Below are 15,728 nucleotides of genomic sequence, written 5' to 3'. Positions count from 1 at the left end.
GGGCAGTCCGGCCCGGCGCCGTGCCCCGCACCACGTCGACCGCACGAGACGGAGAGCCACCGGATGCAGTACGCAGTGGGGGCTCCGCTGCCGCCGCCCCACGGGCAGGCATCAGGACCCGGGGCCGCCATGCACTGGACGCCCAACCCGGCAGGGCCCACCCCGCCCACCTCGCCGCCGGCCGCCCCGCCCGCACCTCCCGCCCCCGCAGCCCCGCCGCCGCCCGGGCAGCAGCCCGCCCCACAGCCGGGCTGGCACGGTCCCGCGCCGCAGCAGGCCCCGCAGCCCACCGGGCACAGCACCGACATCACCGGCCATGTCCAGCTGCCGCCGGGCGCGCCGGTGCCGCTGCCGAGCCCGCCCTCCGACCCGGCCGCGCCGGACGCCGCGCACGCCGCCGTCGCGGTGCTGCTGATCGGCCCGGCCGGCGCGGGCAAGACCAGCGTCGCCCGCCACTGGGCCGACACCCGCCGGGTGCCGACCGCGCACATCAGCCTGGACGACGTCCGCGAATGGGTCCGGGCCGGCTTCGCCGACCCGCAGTCCGGCTGGAACGACCACTCCGAGGCGCAGTACCGCCTGGCCCGGCGGACCTGCGGGTTCGCCGCCCGTAACTTCCTCGCCAACGGCATCTCCTGCATCCTCGACGACGCGGTCTTCCCGGACCGTCCGGTCGTCGGCCTGGGCGGCTGGAAGCGCCACGTCGGCCCCGGACTGCTGCCGGTCGTGCTGCTGCCCGGCCTGGAGATCGTGCTGGAGCGCAACGCCCGGCGCACCGGCAACCGCCGGCTGTCGGACGAAGAGGTGGCCCGGATCCACGGCCGGATGGCCGGCTGGTACGGCTCGGGCCTGCCGATCATCGACAACTCCCAGCACGACGTCGCCACGACGGTGCGGGTGCTGGACGACGTGGTCGCCCGCTCGCTGGCCAGCCCGCCCAGCTGGTAGCCGCCCTCGGGCGCGTCCTTACTGGTCGTCCCCCGGGCGGCCCCCTCGACCGGCCGCTGCGGGGGAGCCGCCGTACCCTTGCGATATGTCCGAGTTGTACGCGGCCCGACGCACGCGGCTGCGCGACCGCTGTGCCGCAACCGGAAGCGCCGCCGCCCTGATCTCGCGCCCCGCGAACGTCCGCTACCTCACCGCCTGCGCCCCGCCGGGCGCCGCTCTGCTGCTGGGCCCGTCCGACGACCTGCTGCTGTGCGGCAGACCGCTGAGCGGCGATCCGTCCGAGGGGCGGCCGGTGGACGACGTACGGGTGTCGGTGCTGCCCGGCCGCGGCGGTGACCCGGTGGTGGCCGGCGCCGACCTGGCCGCGAAGGCCGGCGCGGACACCCTGGCCGTCGAGGAGCACCACCTGACCGTCACCCGGCACCGGGCGCTCTCCCAGGTCGCACCGCAGCTCCGGCTGGCCGACCTGGCCTGTGCGGTCGAGGCGCAGCGGCTGGTCAAGGACGACGACGAGATCGCCTGTCTGCGGATCGCCGCGGAGATCGCCGACCAGGCGCTCGGCGAACTGCTGGAATCGATCCTGGTGGGCCGCACCGAGCGGCATCTCGCGCTGGAGCTGGAGCGCCGGCTGGTGGACCACGGCGCGGACGGCCCGGCCTTCCCGACCTCCGTGGCGACCGGCCCGAACTCCGGCCGCCCGGGCCATCTGCCCACCGACCGGCGGGTGGAGGAGGGCGACTTCCTCAGCGTCTGCCTGGGGGCGAACTACCGCGGATACCGCTGCGAGATCGGCCGCACCTTCGTCATCGGCACCACCCCGTCGGACTGGCAGATCGAGCTGTACGATCTCGTTTTCGCAGCCCAGCGGGCCGGCCGGGAGGCGCTCGCGCCGGGGGTGGAGTGCCGCGAGGTGGACCGGATCACCCGCCATGTGCTCGATGCGGCGGGGTACGGCGAGCGGCTCGGACCGTGGACCGGGCACGGGGTGGGGCTCGAAATCGATGAGGACCCTCAGTTGTCCCCGGCCGCCATGGGTAAACTGGACGCTTGCGTGCCGGTCACCGTCGAGCCGGGGGTTCACATCCCGGGCCGTGGGGGTGTCCGGATCGACGACACACTCGTCGTCCGCCCCGAGGCGGACGGCGGGCCCGAGCTACTCACGATCACGACCAAGGAGCTGCTCGCACTCTGAGCCGCAGCGGCTCGGTGGGCGTCGCTCCGGGTCCCACCACCTGCAGTCCAGGAGATTCCGCAACCGTGGCATCCACGAACGACCTCAAGAACGGCATGGTGCTCAAGCTCGAAGGCGGCCAGCTCTGGTCCGTCGTCGAGTTCCAGCACGTCAAGCCCGGCAAGGGCCCGGCCTTCGTCCGCACCAAGCTCAAGAACGTGCTCTCCGGCAAGGTGGTGGACAAGACCTTCAACGCCGGTGTGAAGGTCGAGACGGCCACCGTCGACAAGCGCGGGATGCAGTTCTCGTACATGGACGGCGACTACTTCGTCTTCATGGACATGGACACCTACGACCAGCTGCACGTCGACCGCAAGGCCGTCGGCGACGCCGCCAACTTCCTCATCGAGGGCTTCGAGGCGGTTGTCGCGCAGCACGAGGGCGAGGTGCTCTACGTCGAGCTGCCGGCCGCCGTCGAGCTCGTCGTCCAGGAGACCGAGCCGGGCGTCCAGGGCGACCGCTCCACCGGCGGCACCAAGCCCGCCACGCTGGAGACCGGCCACCAGATCCAGGTCCCGCTCTTCATCACCACCGGTGAGAAGATCAAGGTCGACACCCGCACGAGCGACTACCTCGGCCGGGTGAACAGCTAACCGTGGCTGCCCGCAGCAAGGCCCGTAAGCGCGCGTTCCAGATCCTCTTCGAGGCCGATCAGCGCGGCGCCGACGTGCAGTCCGTGCTCGCGGACTGGATGCGACACGCCCGGACCGACCCCCGGCAGCCGCCGGTGAACGAGTACACCCTCCAGCTCGTCGAGGGGTACGCGGACCACGTCGTCCGCATCGACGAGCTGATCTCCACCTACGCGGTCGACTGGGACCTGGACCGGATGCCGGCGGCCGACCGCTCGATCCTCCGGCTCGGGGCCTACGAGCTGCTCTGGGTGGACGACACACCGGACGCGGTGGCGATCGACGAAGCCGTGCAGCTCGCCAAGGAGTTCTCCACGGACGACTCGCCGGCCTTCGTCAACGGCCTCCTCGGCCGGCTGAAGGAGCTGAAGCCGGGTCTGCGGCGCGAGGCGTAGCAGCCGGCGCCGCGGACGAGCGGCAGAGCACGGGACGGGCCCGGAGCGTTGGGTGAACGCTCCGGGCCCGTTCGCATGCCCGCACCGGCGCCCGGGGGCGGCGGCAAACGGAACCGCCGCCCCGGGCTTGCCGGAGCGGCGGTACGTTTCTGCAGAGGCTGGGAGAGGCTCAGATCTCCTCGTGGGACACGGCGCGACGGGCGTCGGCGTCGAGCACGCCCCAGCTGATCAGCTGCTCGGTCAGCACCGAGGGCGACTGGTCGTAGATGACGGCGAGGGTCCGCAGGTCGTCCTGGCGGATCGAGAGGACCTTGCCGTTGTAATCACCGCGCTGGCTCTGGATCGTGGCGGCGTAGCGCTGCAGCGGGCCGGCCTTCTCCTGCGGGACGTGGGCCAGCCGCTCCAGGTCGAGCACCAGCTTCGGCGGCGGCTCGGCCGCGCCGCCCGGTGTCGTCCCCGGCAGCAGTTCCTGCACCGGAACGCCGTAGAAGTCCGCCAGCTCGGCAAGGCGCTGCACGGTCACGGCACGGTCGCCGCGCTCGTACGAACCGACCACCACGGCCTTCCAGCGACCCTGGGACTTCTCCTCGACGCCGTGAAGGGAGAGGCCCTGCTGGGTGCGGATGGCGCGGAGCTTGGCCCCGAGCTGTTTGGCGTATTCGCTGGACATATAGCTCCCCAGACAGCTGTATCGACATGCGGCTCCGCCGCGTGGCTGGTAACTCACTGTGAGGTTACGCAGCGTAATCTCGGTTCGTCAAGCGGAATGGGCCAGACCCTCACCCGTCAGGGGTGCAGACGGGCCAGCGGAGCGGTCCTGGTAACCTGACTGCGTAATTCCGACGTCCTTTAAGGTCCGTCCCGTGAGGCGGAGAAGGAGGTCCGTTTCGTATGGACGCAAACAGCTCCGAAGCGGGAGCTCAGCTCCCCGCGCGGCCGGTGCTCGAAGGCCCGGACATCGCGCGCATGCTCACCCGCATCGCCCACGAGATCGTCGAGCGCGCCAAGGGCGCGGACGACGTGGTGCTGCTGGGAATCCCCACCCGTGGCGTCTTCCTCGCCCGGCGGCTGGCCGCCAAGCTCCAGGACATCACCGGCCGCACGGTCCCGGTGGGCTCGCTCGACATCACGATGTACCGCGACGACCTGCGCCTGGGCCCGGCCCGGACGCTCGCCCGCACCGAGATCCCCGCCGAGGGCATCGAGGGCCGGGTCGTCCTGCTCGTCGACGACGTCCTGTTCTCCGGACGCACGATCCGCGCCGCCCTGGACGCCCTGGGCGACATCGGCCGGCCGCGCGCCGTCCAGCTGGCGGTCCTCGTCGACCGCGGCCACCGCGAACTGCCGATCCGTGCCGACTACGTCGGCAAGAACCTCCCCACGTCGCTGCGGGAGGCGGTCAAGGTCCAGCTGACCGAGGAGGACGGCCGGGACGCCGTGCTGCTCGGCCTCAAGCAGACCACCCCGGCCGGCGAGCGCTAGCGCACCGCTGACGGACCCGGTGACCCCGGGCCCGCAGGCATGCCTGCCTGACGGACATTCCCGTACCCCTCCCTCACACACGGAGAAAACCGGATGAAGCGCCACCTCATCTCGGCCGCCGACCTCACCCGCGACGACGCCGTGCTGATCCTCGACACCGCCGAGGAGATGGCCCGGGTCGCCGACCGGCCGATCAAGAAGCTCCCCACCCTGCGCGGACGCACGGTCTGCAACCTCTTCTTCGAGGACTCCACCCGCACCCGGATCTCCTTCGAGGCCGCCGAGAAGCGGCTCTCCGCGGACGTCATCAACTTCGCGGCCAAGGGATCGAGCGTGTCCAAGGGGGAGTCCCTCAAGGACACCGCGCAGACCCTGGAGGCGATGGGCGTCGACGCCGTCGTCATCCGGCACGGTGCCTCCGGCGCCCCCTACCGGCTCGCCAACTCCGGCTGGATCGACGCCCCGGTCATCAACGCCGGTGACGGCACCCACCAGCACCCCACCCAGGCCCTGCTCGACGCCTTCACCATGCGCCGCCGGCTGATCGGCCCGGACGCCGGGATCGGCCAGGACCTGGCCGGTCGGCGCATCACCCTCGTCGGCGACGTGCTGCACAGCCGGGTCGCCCGGTCCAACGTCGACCTGCTGCACACCCTCGGCGCCGAGGTCACCCTCGTCGCCCCGCCCACCCTGGTGCCGGTCGGCGTCGAGACCTGGCCCTGCGAGGTGTCGTACGACCTCGACGCCGTGCTGCCGAAGTCCGACGCCGTGATGATGCTGCGGGTCCAGCGCGAGCGGATGAACGCCGCGTTCTTCCCCACCGAGCGCGAGTACTCGCGCCGCTACGGCCTGGACGGCGACCGCATGGCGCGGATGCCCGGCCACGCCCTGGTGATGCACCCCGGGCCCATGGTCCGCGGCATGGAGATCACCGCCGAGGTCGCCGACTCCGGCCGCTGCACCGCCGTCGAGCAGGTCGCCAACGGCGTCAGCATCCGGATGGCCGTCCTCTACCTGCTCCTGGGCGGCAACGAGCCCGCCGTCACCCACCCCCGTACCGAGGAGAAGTAAGACCCATGAGCAAGATCCTGATCCGTGGTGCGCAGGTGCTCGGCGGCGAGCCGCAGGACGTCCTGATCGACGGCGAGTTCATCGCGGCCGTGGGCAGCGGCCTCGACGCGGACGGCGCCGAGGTCATCGAGGCCGGCGGCAAGGTCCTCCTCCCCGGGCTCGTCGACCTGCACACCCACCTGCGCGAGCCCGGCCGCGAGGACTCCGAGACCGTCCTCACCGGCACCCGCGCGGCCGCCTCCGGCGGCTACACCGCCGTCTTCGCCATGGCCAACACCTTCCCGGTCGCCGACACCGCCGGCGTCGTCGAGCAGGTCTGGCGACTGGGCCGGGAACACGGCTACTGCGACGTACAGCCCATCGGCGCCGTCACCGTCGGCCTGGAGGGCAAGAAGCTCGCCGAGCTCGGCGCCATGCACGAGTCCGCCGCCGGGGTCACCGTCTTCTCCGACGACGGCAAGTGCGTCGACGACGCGGTGATCATGCGCCGGGCGCTGGAGTACGTGAAGGCGTTCGGCGGCGTCGTCGCTCAGCACGCCCAGGAGCCGCGGCTGACCGAGGGCGCCCAGATGAACGAGGGCATCGTCTCGGCCGAACTGGGCCTGGGCGGCTGGCCCGCGGTCGCCGAAGAGTCGATCATCGCCCGGGACGTGCTGCTCGCCGAGCACGTCGGCTCCCGGGTCCACATCTGCCACCTCTCGACCGCCGGATCGGTGGAGATCGTCCGCTGGGCCAAGTCCCGCGGCATCGACGTCACCGCCGAGGTCACCCCGCACCACCTGCTCCTCACCGACGAGCTGGTGCGCACCTACAACCCGGTCTACAAGGTCAACCCGCCGCTGCGCACCGAGCGCGACGTGCTGGCCCTGCGCGAGGCGCTGGCCGACGGCACGATCGACATCGTCGCCACCGACCACGCCCCGCACCCGCACGAGGACAAGGACTGCGAGTGGGGCGCCGCGGCCATGGGCATGGTCGGCCTGGAGACCGCGCTCTCCGTCGTCCAGCACACGATGGTCGACACCGGGCTGCTGGACTGGGCCGGTGTCGCCGAGCGGATGTCCTTCCGGCCCGCGCGGATCGGCCGCCTGGAGGGCCACGGCCGGCCCATCTCGGCTGGTGAGCCCGCCAACCTCACCCTGGTCGATTCCGCTTACCGTGGAGAGGTGGACCCCGCGGGCTTCGCCTCCCGCAGCCGCAACACCCCCTACGAGGGCCGTGAGCTGCCGGGACGCGTCACCCACACCTTCCTGCGGGGCCGCGCAACGGTCGTCGACGGGAAGCTGGCGTGACTCCTCCACTGATCCAACTGGCCGAGGCGCAGCGGTCCGCGCCGGTCACCGACTGGGCGGCACGGCTCGGCTGGGTCGCCGGCCTGCTGGTCCTGGTCGCGTTCGTCTACTGGCTGATGCGCCAGGGCTGGAAGTGGCGCGGCACGCTCCAGGGCGGCCTGCCCGAGCTGCCGGCCACCCCCGAGGACCCGGGAGAGCCGAAGCTGACGCTCAGCGGGCGCTACCACGGCTCCACCACCGCCGGGCAGTGGCTCGACCGGATCGTGGCGCACGGCCTGGGCACCCGCAGCCGCGTCGAGCTGACCCTCACCGACCAGGGCCTGGACGTCGTACGGCCGGGCGCGACGGACTTCTTCGTGCCGGCCGCCGCGCTGCGCGGCGCCCGTCTCGACAAGGGCATCGCCGGCAAGGTCCTCACCGAGGGCGGCCTGCTCGTCGTCACCTGGCAGCACGGGGACCAGGAGCTCGACTCCGGTTTCCGCTCCGACCGGGCCGAGGAGCACCCCGCCTGGGTCGAGGCCCTCACCGCACTGAGCACCACCCCCAGCAGCACCACCCGAAACACCACCGAGCAGAGCGAAACGGAAGGCGCACGATGACGACCTCCACCAGGGGAAGCTCCTCTCAGAGGAACAAGGCGCTTCCCGCCGTACTTGTCCTGGAGGACGGCCGCACGTTCAGCGGTCGTGCCTACGGGGCCGTGGGGGAGACCTTCGGCGAAGCGGTGTTCTCCACCGGCATGACCGGCTACCAGGAGACGCTGACCGACCCCTCGTACCACCGCCAGGTCGTCGTCATGACCGCCCCGCACATCGGCAACACCGGGGTCAACGACGAGGACCCCGAGTCGCAGCGGATCTGGGTCGCCGGCTACGTCGTCCGCGACCCCGCCCGGATCCCGTCCAACTGGCGCTCGGTGCGCACCCTGGACGAGGAACTCATCGCCCAGGGCGTCGTCGGCATCAGCGGCGTCGACACCCGCGCGCTCACCCGCCACCTGCGCGAGCGCGGCGCCATGCGGGTCGGGATCTTCTCCGGCGACGCGCTGCCCGACGCGGGCACCATGCTCGCCAAGGTGCGTCAGGCCCCCGAGATGAAGGGCGCCGACCTCTCCACGCAGGTCGCCACCAAGGAGGCCTACGTCGTCCCGGCGATCGGCGAGAAGAAGTTCACCGTCGCCGCCGTCGACCTCGGCATCAAGGGCATGACCCCGCACCGCATGGCCGAGCGCGGCATCGAGGTGCACGTCCTGCCCGCCACCGCCACCGTCGAGGACGTCTACGCCGTCAACCCCGACGGCGTGTTCTTCTCCAACGGCCCCGGCGACCCGGCCACCGCCGACCACCCGGTCTCCGTCATGCGCGGCGTCCTGGAGCGGAAGACCCCGCTGTTCGGCATCTGCTTCGGCAACCAGATCCTCGGCCGCGCGCTGGGCTTCGGCACCTACAAGCTCAAGTACGGCCACCGCGGGATCAACCAGCCGGTCCAGGACCGCACGACCGGCAAGGTCGAGGTCACCGCGCACAACCACGGATTCGCCGTCGACGCCCCGCTCGACGAGGTTTCCGACACCCCCTTCGGCCGCGCCGAGGTCTCCCACGTCTGCCTCAATGACAACGTGGTGGAGGGTCTGCACCTCCTCGACCAGCCGGCCTTCAGCGTCCAGTACCACCCCGAAGCCGCCGCGGGTCCGCACGACGCCGCGTACCTCTTCGACCGCTTCGTTTCCCTGATGGAGGGCCAGCGTGCCTAAGCGCACCGATATCCAGTCCGTCCTGGTCATCGGCTCCGGCCCGATCGTCATCGGACAGGCCGCCGAGTTCGACTACTCCGGCACCCAGGCCTGCCGGGTCCTCAAGTCCGAGGGCCTGCGCGTCATCCTGGTGAACTCCAACCCGGCGACGATCATGACCGACCCGGAGATCGCCGACGCGACCTACGTCGAGCCGATCACCCCGGAATTCGTCGAGAAGATCATCGCCAAGGAGCGCCCCGACGCCCTCCTGCCGACCCTCGGCGGCCAGACCGCGCTCAACACCGCGATCTCCCTCCACGAGGCCGGCACCCTGGAGAAGTACGGCGTCGAGCTCATCGGCGCCAACGTCGAGGCGATCAACAAGGGCGAGGACCGCGACCTCTTCAAGGAGGTCGTGGCGGAGGTCAACCGCAAGATCGGCCACGGCGAGTCCGCCCGCTCGGTCATCTGCCACTCCATGGACGACGTCCTCGCGGGCGTCGAGGAGCTGGGCGGCTACCCCGTCGTCGTCCGCCCGTCCTTCACCATGGGCGGCGCCGGCTCCGGCTTCGCGCACGACGAGGACGAGCTGCGCCGGATCGCCGGCCAGGGCCTCACGCTCTCCCCGACCACCGAGGTGCTCCTGGAGGAGTCCATCCTCGGCTGGAAGGAGTACGAGCTGGAGCTGATGCGCGACAAGAACGACAACGTCGTGGTCGTCTGCTCCATCGAGAACTTCGACCCGATGGGCGTCCACACCGGCGACTCGATCACCGTCGCGCCGGCCATGACGCTCACCGACCGCGAGTACCAGATCCTGCGGGACGTCGGCATCGCGGTCATCCGCGAGGTCGGCGTCGACACCGGCGGCTGCAACATCCAGTTCGCGGTGAACCCCGAGGACGGTCGCGTGATCGTCATCGAGATGAACCCGCGCGTATCGCGTTCCTCGGCGCTCGCCTCCAAGGCCACCGGCTTCCCGATCGCGAAGATCGCCGCCCGTCTCGCCGTCGGCTACACCCTCGACGAGATCCCCAACGACATCACCGAGAAGACGCCGGCCTCCTTCGAGCCGAGCCTCGACTACGTGGTCGTCAAGGTGCCGCGCTTCGCCTTCGAGAAGTTCCCGGCCGCCGACGCCACGCTGACCACCACCATGAAGTCGGTCGGCGAGGCCATGGCCATCGGCCGCAACTTCCCCGAGGCGCTGCAGAAGGCGCTGCGCTCCCTGGAGAAGAAGGGCAGCCAGTTCGACTTCGCCGGCGAGCCGGGCGAGAAGGCCGCCCTCCTGGAGAAGTCCCAGGTCCCCACCGACGGCCGGATCAACACCGTCATGCAGGCGATCCGCGCCGGCGCGACCCCCCAGGAGGTCTTCGACGCCACGAAGATCGACCCCTGGTTCGTCGACCAGCTCTTCCTGGTCAAGGAGATCGCCGACGAGATCGCCGACGCCGACAAGCTCGGCCCGGAAATCCTCGCGGAAGCAAAGCGCTACGGCTTCTCCGACGCCCAGATCGCCGCGGTCCGGGGCCTGCGCGAGGACGTCGTGCGCGAGGTCCGGCACGCCCTCGGCGTCCGCCCGGTCTACAAGACCGTGGACACCTGCGCCGCCGAGTTCGCCGCGAAGACCCCGTACTTCTACTCGTCCTACGACGAGGAGAGCGAGGTCGCCCCGCGCGAGAAGCCGGCCGTGATCATCCTCGGCTCCGGCCCCAACCGCATCGGCCAGGGCATCGAGTTCGACTACTCCTGCGTCCACGCCTCGTTCGCGCTGTCCGACGCCGGCTACGAGACCGTGATGGTCAACTGCAACCCGGAGACCGTCTCGACGGACTACGACACCTCCGACCGCCTGTACTTCGAGCCGCTCACGCTGGAAGACGTGCTGGAGATCGTGCACGCCGAGACCCAGGCCGGGCCGGTCGCCGGCGTCATCGTCCAGCTCGGCGGCCAGACCCCGCTGGGCCTGGCGCAGGCGCTCAAGGACAACGGCGTGCCGATCGTCGGCACCTCGCCCGAGGCCATCGACCTCGCCGAGGAGCGCGGCGCCTTCGGCCGGGTCCTCACCGAGGCCGGGCTGCCCGCCCCCAAGTACGGCACCGCCTTCTCCTTCGACGAGGCCAAGCGGATCGCCGCCGAGATCGGCTACCCGGTCATGGTCCGGCCGTCCTACGTCCTCGGCGGCCGCGGCATGGAGATCGTCTACGACGAGCCGTCGCTCGGCGAGTACCTGGAGCGGCACGCGGGGCTGATCTCCGAGCACCCGGTCCTCATCGACCGCTTCCTCGACGACGCCATAGAGATCGACGTCGACGCGCTCTACGACGGCCACGAGCTCTACCTCGGCGGCGTCATGGAGCACATCGAGGAGGCCGGCATCCACTCCGGCGACTCCGCCTGCGCGCTGCCCCCGATCACCCTCGGCGGCTTCGACATCAAGCGGCTGCGCGCCTCCACCGAGGCCATCGCCAAGGGAGTGGGCGTCCGCGGACTGATCAACATCCAGTTCGCGATGGCCGGCGACATCCTCTACGTCCTGGAGGCCAACCCCCGCGCGTCCCGCACCGTCCCCTTCACCTCGAAGGCGACCGCGGTGCCGCTGGCCAAGGCCGCGGCGAGGATCTCGCTCGGCGCCACCGTCGCCGAACTGCGCGCCGAGGGCCTGCTGCCGAAGACCGGCGACGGCGGCACCCTGCCGCTGGACGCGCCGATCTCCGTCAAGGAGGCCGTGATGCCGTGGAGCCGGTTCCGCGACGTCCACGGCCGTGGCGTGGACACCGTCCTCGGCCCGGAGATGCGCTCCACCGGTGAGGTCATGGGCATCGACTCGGTCTTCGGCACCGCCTACGCCAAGTCGCAGGCCGGGGCGTACGGCGCGCTGCCCACCAAGGGCCGGGCGTTCGTCTCCGTCGCCAACCGCGACAAGCGCTCGATGATCTTCCCGGCGCGGGAGCTGGTCGCGCACGGCTTCGAGCTGCTCGCGACCTCCGGCACGGCCGAGGTGCTGCGCCGCAACGGCATCAACGCCACCGTCGTGCGCAAGCAGTCCGAGGGCGAGGGCCCGAACGGCGAGCAGACCATCGTCCAGCTGATCCACGCCGGCGAGGTCGACCTGATCGTCAACACCCCGTACGGCACCGGCGGCCGCCTCGACGGCTACGACATCCGTACGGCGGCGGTGGCCCGCTCGGTGCCCTGCCTGACCACGGTCCAGGCCCTCGCGGCCGCCGTCCAGGGCATCGAGGCGATGAACCGCGGCGACGTGGGCGTCAGGTCACTCCAGGAACACGCGGAACACCTGACCGCGGCCCGCGACTAGCAGCCCGAGAGGGGGACACAGCGAAACCGCCGCTGTGTCCCCCTCTTCGTGAGGACACACACCATGTACCAGCTCTTCTTCCGGCTCTTCTTCACGCGCATGGATCCCGAGCGGGCCCACCACCTGGCCTTCGGGTGGATCCGGCGGGCCGCGCAGGTGCCCGTGCTGCGCACCTTCCTCGCCGCCGCCCTCGCCCCGCGCTACAAGGAACTGCGCGTCGAGGCGTTCGGCCGCCGGATGCACGGCCCGTTCGGCCTGGCCGCCGGCTTCGACAAGAACGCGGTCGCCATCGACGGCATGACCATGCTCGGCTTCGACCACGTCGAGATCGGCACGGTCACCGCCCAGCCGCAGCCCGGCAACCCCAAGAAGCGCCTGTTCCGGCTCGTACCGGACCGCGCGCTGATCAACCGCATGGGCTTCAACAACGACGGTTCCGCGTCCGTCGCGGCCCGCCTGGCGGCCCGCAACCCGGTCTTCCCGACCACCCTCGGCGTCAACATCGGCAAGACCAAGATCGTCCCGGAGTCCGAGGCGATCGGTGATTACGTCACCTCCACCGAGCGGCTGGCCCGGCACGCCGACTACCTGGTCGTCAACGTCTCGTCGCCGAACACCCCGGGCCTGCGCAACCTGCAGGCGGTCGACCACCTGCGGCCGCTGCTGACCGCGGTCCGCGAGGCCGCCGACCGCACGGTCACCGACCGCCGGGTCCCCCTCCTGGTCAAGATCGCCCCGGACCTGGCCGACGAGGACGTCGACGCGGTCGCCGACCTCGCCGTCGAACTCGGTCTGGACGGCATCATCGCCACCAACACCACCATCGCCCGCGAGGGCCTGGGCCTGACGTCCGACCCAGCCGTGGTCCAGGAGACCGGCGGGCTCTCCGGCGCGCCCGTCAAGCAGCGGTCCCTGGAGGTGCTGCGCCGCCTCTACGCCCGGGTCGGCGACAAGGTCACCCTGGTCGGCGTCGGGGGCATCGAGACCGCCGAGGACGCCTGGCAGCGCATCCTCGCCGGCGCCACCCTCGTCCAGGGCTACAGCGCGTTCATCTACCAGGGCCCGTTCTGGTGCCGCTCGATCCACAAGGGCCTGGCCGCGCGCCTGCGCACCAGCCCGTACGCCACCCTCGCCGACGCCGTCGGCGCCGAACACAAGAAGGTGACCGCATGACCGCCGGCCCGGACTCCTTCGGCGCGCGACTGCGCCGTGCCATGGACGAGCGCGGGCCGCTCTGCGTCGGCATCGACCCGCACGCCTCGCTGCTGGCCGACTGGGGCCTGAACGACGACGTCGCGGGCCTGGCCCGGTTCACCCGCACCGTCGTCGAGGCGCTCGGCGAGCACGTCGCCGTCTTCAAGCCGCAGTCCGCGTTCTTCGAGCGGTTCGGCTCGCGCGGCCTGGCCGTGCTGGAGACCGCCGTCGTCGAGGCCCGCGAGCGCGGCGCGCTGGTGCTGATGGACGCCAAGCGCGGCGACATCGGCTCCACCATGGCGGCCTACGCCGAGACCTATCTGCGCCCGGGCTCGCCGCTGTTCTCGGACGCCCTGACGGTCTCCCCGTACCTCGGCTACGGCTCGCTGAAGCCGGCCGCCGACCTGGCCCGGGAGAGCGGTGCGGGCCTGTTCGTGCTGGCGCTGACCTCCAACCCGGAGGGCGCCGAGGTCCAGCGCGCGGTCCGCGAGGACGGCCGGACCCTCGCGGCGACGATGCTCGGCCATCTCGCCGACGAGAACGCCGGTGCCGAGCCGCTGGGCTCCTTCGGCGCTGTCGTCGGCGCGACCCTCGGTGATCTCTCCTCGTTCGATCTGGCGATCAACGGCCCGCTGCTGGCTCCCGGCATCGGTGCGCAGGGCGCCACCCCGGCCGACCTGCCGACCGTCTTCGGCGCCGCGGCCGGCAACGTCCTCCCCAGCGTCAGCCGGGGGGTGCTGAAGCACGGTCCGGACGCCGCCGGACTGCGTGCCGCGGCGGACCGATTCACCGAGGAAGTGCGCACCGCGCTCGATCAGGCACCGTAAGACGGGGAGTTTGGTCCCGAATTGTCCTGGTCAGCAGAGTCTGACCAGGACTTTTCGTCTGTTCTCGCTGACTCCGGCGCGCTCGGCCGCTAGTCTCCGTCGAGAGCAGTGCACGTAAGCGCGTTGCTCGTTGCTCCGCAGGTGCGGGGCGACTAGGTTCCACACCGGTCCGTATCCGACAGTTCGACATCCGAGGTGACGTAGGCGTGGCTCTTCCGCCCCTTACCCCTGAACAGCGCGCAGCCGCGCTCGAGAAGGCCGCCGCGGCTCGCCGGGAGCGCGCCGAGGTCAAGAATCGGCTCAAGCACTCCGGTGCTTCCCTCCACGAGGTCATCCAGCAGGGCCAGAAGAACGACGTCATCGGCAAGATGAAGGTCTCCGCCCTCCTGGAGTCCCTGCCCGGCGTGGGCAAGGTCCGTGCCAAGCAGCTCATGGAGCGGCTCGGGATCTCCGAGAGCCGCCGCGTCCGGGGCCTTGGCTCCAACCAGATCGCGGCACTGGAGCGCGAATTCGGCGGCAGTGCTTCCGGCTGAATTTTCCGGCATCGCCGGGAAGCTGGAATAATCGCTGCATGAGTTCTGCAGTCTCCCGGGGGACGACCCCCGCCGGCCCCCCGGCCAGACAACCGCGACTGACCGTGCTCTCCGGCCCCTCAGGGGTCGGCAAGAGCACGGTCGTCGCGCATATGCGCAAGGTCCACCCCGAGGTGTGGCTCTCGGTATCGGCCACCACCCGCTCCCCGCGACCCGGGGAGCGGCACGGCGTCCAGTACTTCTTCGTCGACGACGAGGAGTTCGACAAGCTGATCGCCAACGGCGAGCTGCTCGAATGGGCCGAGTTCGCCGGCAACCGCTACGGCACCCCGCGCCAGGCGGTCCTGGACCGGCTGGCGGCCGGCGAGCCGGTCCTGCTGGAGATCGATCTGCAGGGCGCCCGCCAGGTCCGGGAGTCCATGCCCGAGGCCCAGCTGGTCTTCCTCGCCCCGCCGAGCTGGGAGGAGCTGGTCCGCCGGCTCACCGGCCGGGGCACGGAGGCGCCCGAGGTCATCGAGCGCCGCCTGGAGGTGGCCCGGGTCGAGCTGGCCGCGGAGAAGGAGTTCGACGTGACGTGCGTCAACACCTCCGTCGAGGACGTGAGCCGTGAGCTGCTAGCCTTGATGCTGCATCGATCCGGGGACAAGAGCACCAGCGGCTGACCCCGCGGAGCCGCTCCGGCTCCGGACGCACGGACTTTGCGCCGGCCCGTACGACGGCCGGGTGCATGCCACCCAGGCTTCATCCCCTTTCGGAAGGTAGAGAGTGTCCTCTTCCATCACCGCTCCCGAGGGCATCATCAACCCGCCCATTGATGAGCTTCTCGAGGCCACCGACTCGAAGTACAGCCTCGTGATCTACGCCGCCAAGCGCGCGCGGCAGATCAACGCGTACTACTCCCAGCTCGGCGAGGGCCTGCTGGAGTACGTCGGCCCGCTCGTGGACACCCACGTCCACGAGAAGCCCCTGTCGATCGCGCTGCGCGAGATCAACGCGGGTCTGCTGACCTCCGAGTCCATCGAGGGCCCGGCCCAGTAGGCAGCAGCAGGTTCATCCAGGGCCCGGCGGC

Annotated in this window: 16 protein-coding genes; 15 read left to right on the top strand and 1 reads right to left on the bottom strand. The window is 71.2% G+C overall.

The features are described from left to right. Window positions 1-63 precede the first annotated feature (63 nt). From AB0E02_RS29450 to nusB, 4 genes are all read left to right on the top strand, one after another. Window positions 64-948 (top strand): Pro-rich N-terminal domain-containing protein, encoded by an 885-nt coding sequence (locus AB0E02_RS29450; protein WP_362144597.1) that lies wholly within the window; start codon window positions 64-66, stop codon window positions 946-948. Between the two features lie 85 nt (window positions 949-1,033). Beyond that, window positions 1,034-2,140, top strand: coding sequence for an aminopeptidase P family protein (locus AB0E02_RS29445; RefSeq protein ID WP_030412003.1), 1,107 nt, complete (start codon window positions 1,034-1,036; stop codon window positions 2,138-2,140). 65 nt (window positions 2,141-2,205) lie between these two features. After that, the gene (efp, locus tag AB0E02_RS29440; protein ID WP_030412004.1) at window positions 2,206-2,772 is read left to right on the top strand and encodes an elongation factor P; all 567 of its coding nucleotides are present in this window, start codon (window positions 2,206-2,208) and stop codon (window positions 2,770-2,772) included. Between the two features lie 2 nt (window positions 2,773-2,774). Then, window positions 2,775-3,206, top strand: coding sequence for a transcription antitermination factor NusB (gene nusB, locus AB0E02_RS29435; protein ID WP_362144593.1), 432 nt, complete (start codon window positions 2,775-2,777; stop codon window positions 3,204-3,206). A gap of 169 nt (window positions 3,207-3,375) precedes the next feature. Here nusB and bldD read toward each other — a convergent pair whose 3' ends face one another. Further along, a complete protein-coding gene (gene bldD / locus AB0E02_RS29430) occupies window positions 3,376-3,876 on the bottom strand; it encodes a transcriptional regulator BldD (RefSeq protein WP_030412006.1) in 501 nt (166 codons plus the stop codon). A gap of 221 nt (window positions 3,877-4,097) precedes the next feature. On the opposite strand from bldD, the gene pyrR reads away from it, so the two are divergent. From pyrR to rpoZ, 11 genes are all read left to right on the top strand, one after another. Then, the gene (pyrR, locus tag AB0E02_RS29425) at window positions 4,098-4,688 is read left to right on the top strand and encodes a bifunctional pyr operon transcriptional regulator/uracil phosphoribosyltransferase PyrR (protein ID WP_362144590.1); all 591 of its coding nucleotides are present in this window, start codon (window positions 4,098-4,100) and stop codon (window positions 4,686-4,688) included. A gap of 93 nt (window positions 4,689-4,781) precedes the next feature. Beyond that, window positions 4,782-5,759, top strand: a complete 978-nt coding sequence (locus tag AB0E02_RS29420) for an aspartate carbamoyltransferase catalytic subunit (protein WP_362144587.1) — start codon at window positions 4,782-4,784, stop codon at window positions 5,757-5,759. A gap of 5 nt (window positions 5,760-5,764) precedes the next feature. Then, window positions 5,765-7,051, top strand: a complete 1,287-nt coding sequence (locus tag AB0E02_RS29415; protein WP_362144585.1) for a dihydroorotase — start codon at window positions 5,765-5,767, stop codon at window positions 7,049-7,051. After that, on the top strand, window positions 7,048-7,650 hold the full coding sequence (locus tag AB0E02_RS29410) for a hypothetical protein (protein WP_362144582.1): 603 nt from the start codon (window positions 7,048-7,050) through the stop codon (window positions 7,648-7,650). Before AB0E02_RS29415 ends, AB0E02_RS29410 begins: the two co-directional genes overlap by 4 nt. Beyond that, the gene (carA, locus tag AB0E02_RS29405) at window positions 7,647-8,804 is read left to right on the top strand and encodes a glutamine-hydrolyzing carbamoyl-phosphate synthase small subunit (RefSeq protein ID WP_362144579.1); all 1,158 of its coding nucleotides are present in this window, start codon (window positions 7,647-7,649) and stop codon (window positions 8,802-8,804) included. The genes AB0E02_RS29410 and carA overlap by 4 nt, the downstream gene beginning before the upstream one ends. Then, window positions 8,797-12,105, top strand: a complete 3,309-nt coding sequence (gene carB / locus AB0E02_RS29400) for a carbamoyl-phosphate synthase large subunit (protein ID WP_362144576.1) — start codon at window positions 8,797-8,799, stop codon at window positions 12,103-12,105. Before carA ends, carB begins: the two co-directional genes overlap by 8 nt. A 63-nt stretch (window positions 12,106-12,168) precedes the next feature. Beyond that, on the top strand, window positions 12,169-13,278 hold the full coding sequence (locus AB0E02_RS29395; RefSeq protein WP_362144573.1) for a quinone-dependent dihydroorotate dehydrogenase: 1,110 nt from the start codon (window positions 12,169-12,171) through the stop codon (window positions 13,276-13,278). Next, on the top strand, window positions 13,275-14,126 hold the full coding sequence (gene pyrF, locus AB0E02_RS29390; RefSeq protein ID WP_362144570.1) for an orotidine-5'-phosphate decarboxylase: 852 nt from the start codon (window positions 13,275-13,277) through the stop codon (window positions 14,124-14,126). The genes AB0E02_RS29395 and pyrF overlap by 4 nt, the downstream gene beginning before the upstream one ends. Before the next feature lie 206 nt (window positions 14,127-14,332). Next, entirely contained in the window at window positions 14,333-14,659 is a 327-nt protein-coding gene (gene mihF, locus AB0E02_RS29385; protein ID WP_030412015.1) for an integration host factor, actinobacterial type, read from the top strand. Window positions 14,660-14,697: 38 nt separating this feature from the next. Next, window positions 14,698-15,321: a guanylate kinase gene (gene gmk / locus AB0E02_RS29380; protein ID WP_030412016.1), complete on the top strand. Its 624-nt coding sequence runs from the start codon at window positions 14,698-14,700 to the stop codon at window positions 15,319-15,321. A gap of 103 nt (window positions 15,322-15,424) precedes the next feature. Then, on the top strand, window positions 15,425-15,697 hold the full coding sequence (gene rpoZ / locus AB0E02_RS29375; protein WP_030412017.1) for a DNA-directed RNA polymerase subunit omega: 273 nt from the start codon (window positions 15,425-15,427) through the stop codon (window positions 15,695-15,697). Window positions 15,698-15,728 lie beyond the last annotated feature (31 nt).

Source organism: Streptomyces sp. NPDC048196 (assembly GCF_040652715.1).
Lineage (GTDB): Bacteria > Actinomycetota > Actinomycetes > Streptomycetales > Streptomycetaceae > Streptomyces > Streptomyces siderophoricus.
The sequence above is the reverse complement of the archived record's forward strand: the minus strand, read 5'-3'. Positions and strand labels throughout refer to the sequence as shown.

Bases quoted from the DNA above. Each gene is read 5' to 3' on its own strand.
- gmk (WP_030412016.1), top strand. From the start codon at position 14,698: ATGAGTTCTGCAGTCTCCCGGGGGACGACCCCCGCCGGCCCCCCGGCC.
- pyrF (WP_362144570.1), top strand. From the start codon at position 13,275: ATGACCGCCGGCCCGGACTCCTTCGGCGCGCGACTGCGCCGTGCCATG.
- bldD (WP_030412006.1), bottom strand. From the start codon at position 3,876: ATGTCCAGCGAATACGCCAAACAGCTCGGGGCCAAGCTCCGCGCCATC.
- carA (WP_362144579.1), top strand. From the start codon at position 7,647: ATGACGACCTCCACCAGGGGAAGCTCCTCTCAGAGGAACAAGGCGCTT.
- AB0E02_RS29420 (WP_362144587.1), top strand. From the start codon at position 4,782: ATGAAGCGCCACCTCATCTCGGCCGCCGACCTCACCCGCGACGACGCC.
- AB0E02_RS29450 (WP_362144597.1), top strand. From the start codon at position 64: ATGCAGTACGCAGTGGGGGCTCCGCTGCCGCCGCCCCACGGGCAGGCA.
- AB0E02_RS29415 (WP_362144585.1), top strand. From the start codon at position 5,765: ATGAGCAAGATCCTGATCCGTGGTGCGCAGGTGCTCGGCGGCGAGCCG.
- AB0E02_RS29395 (WP_362144573.1), top strand. From the start codon at position 12,169: ATGTACCAGCTCTTCTTCCGGCTCTTCTTCACGCGCATGGATCCCGAG.
- AB0E02_RS29445 (WP_030412003.1), top strand. From the start codon at position 1,034: ATGTCCGAGTTGTACGCGGCCCGACGCACGCGGCTGCGCGACCGCTGT.
- pyrR (WP_362144590.1), top strand. From the start codon at position 4,098: ATGGACGCAAACAGCTCCGAAGCGGGAGCTCAGCTCCCCGCGCGGCCG.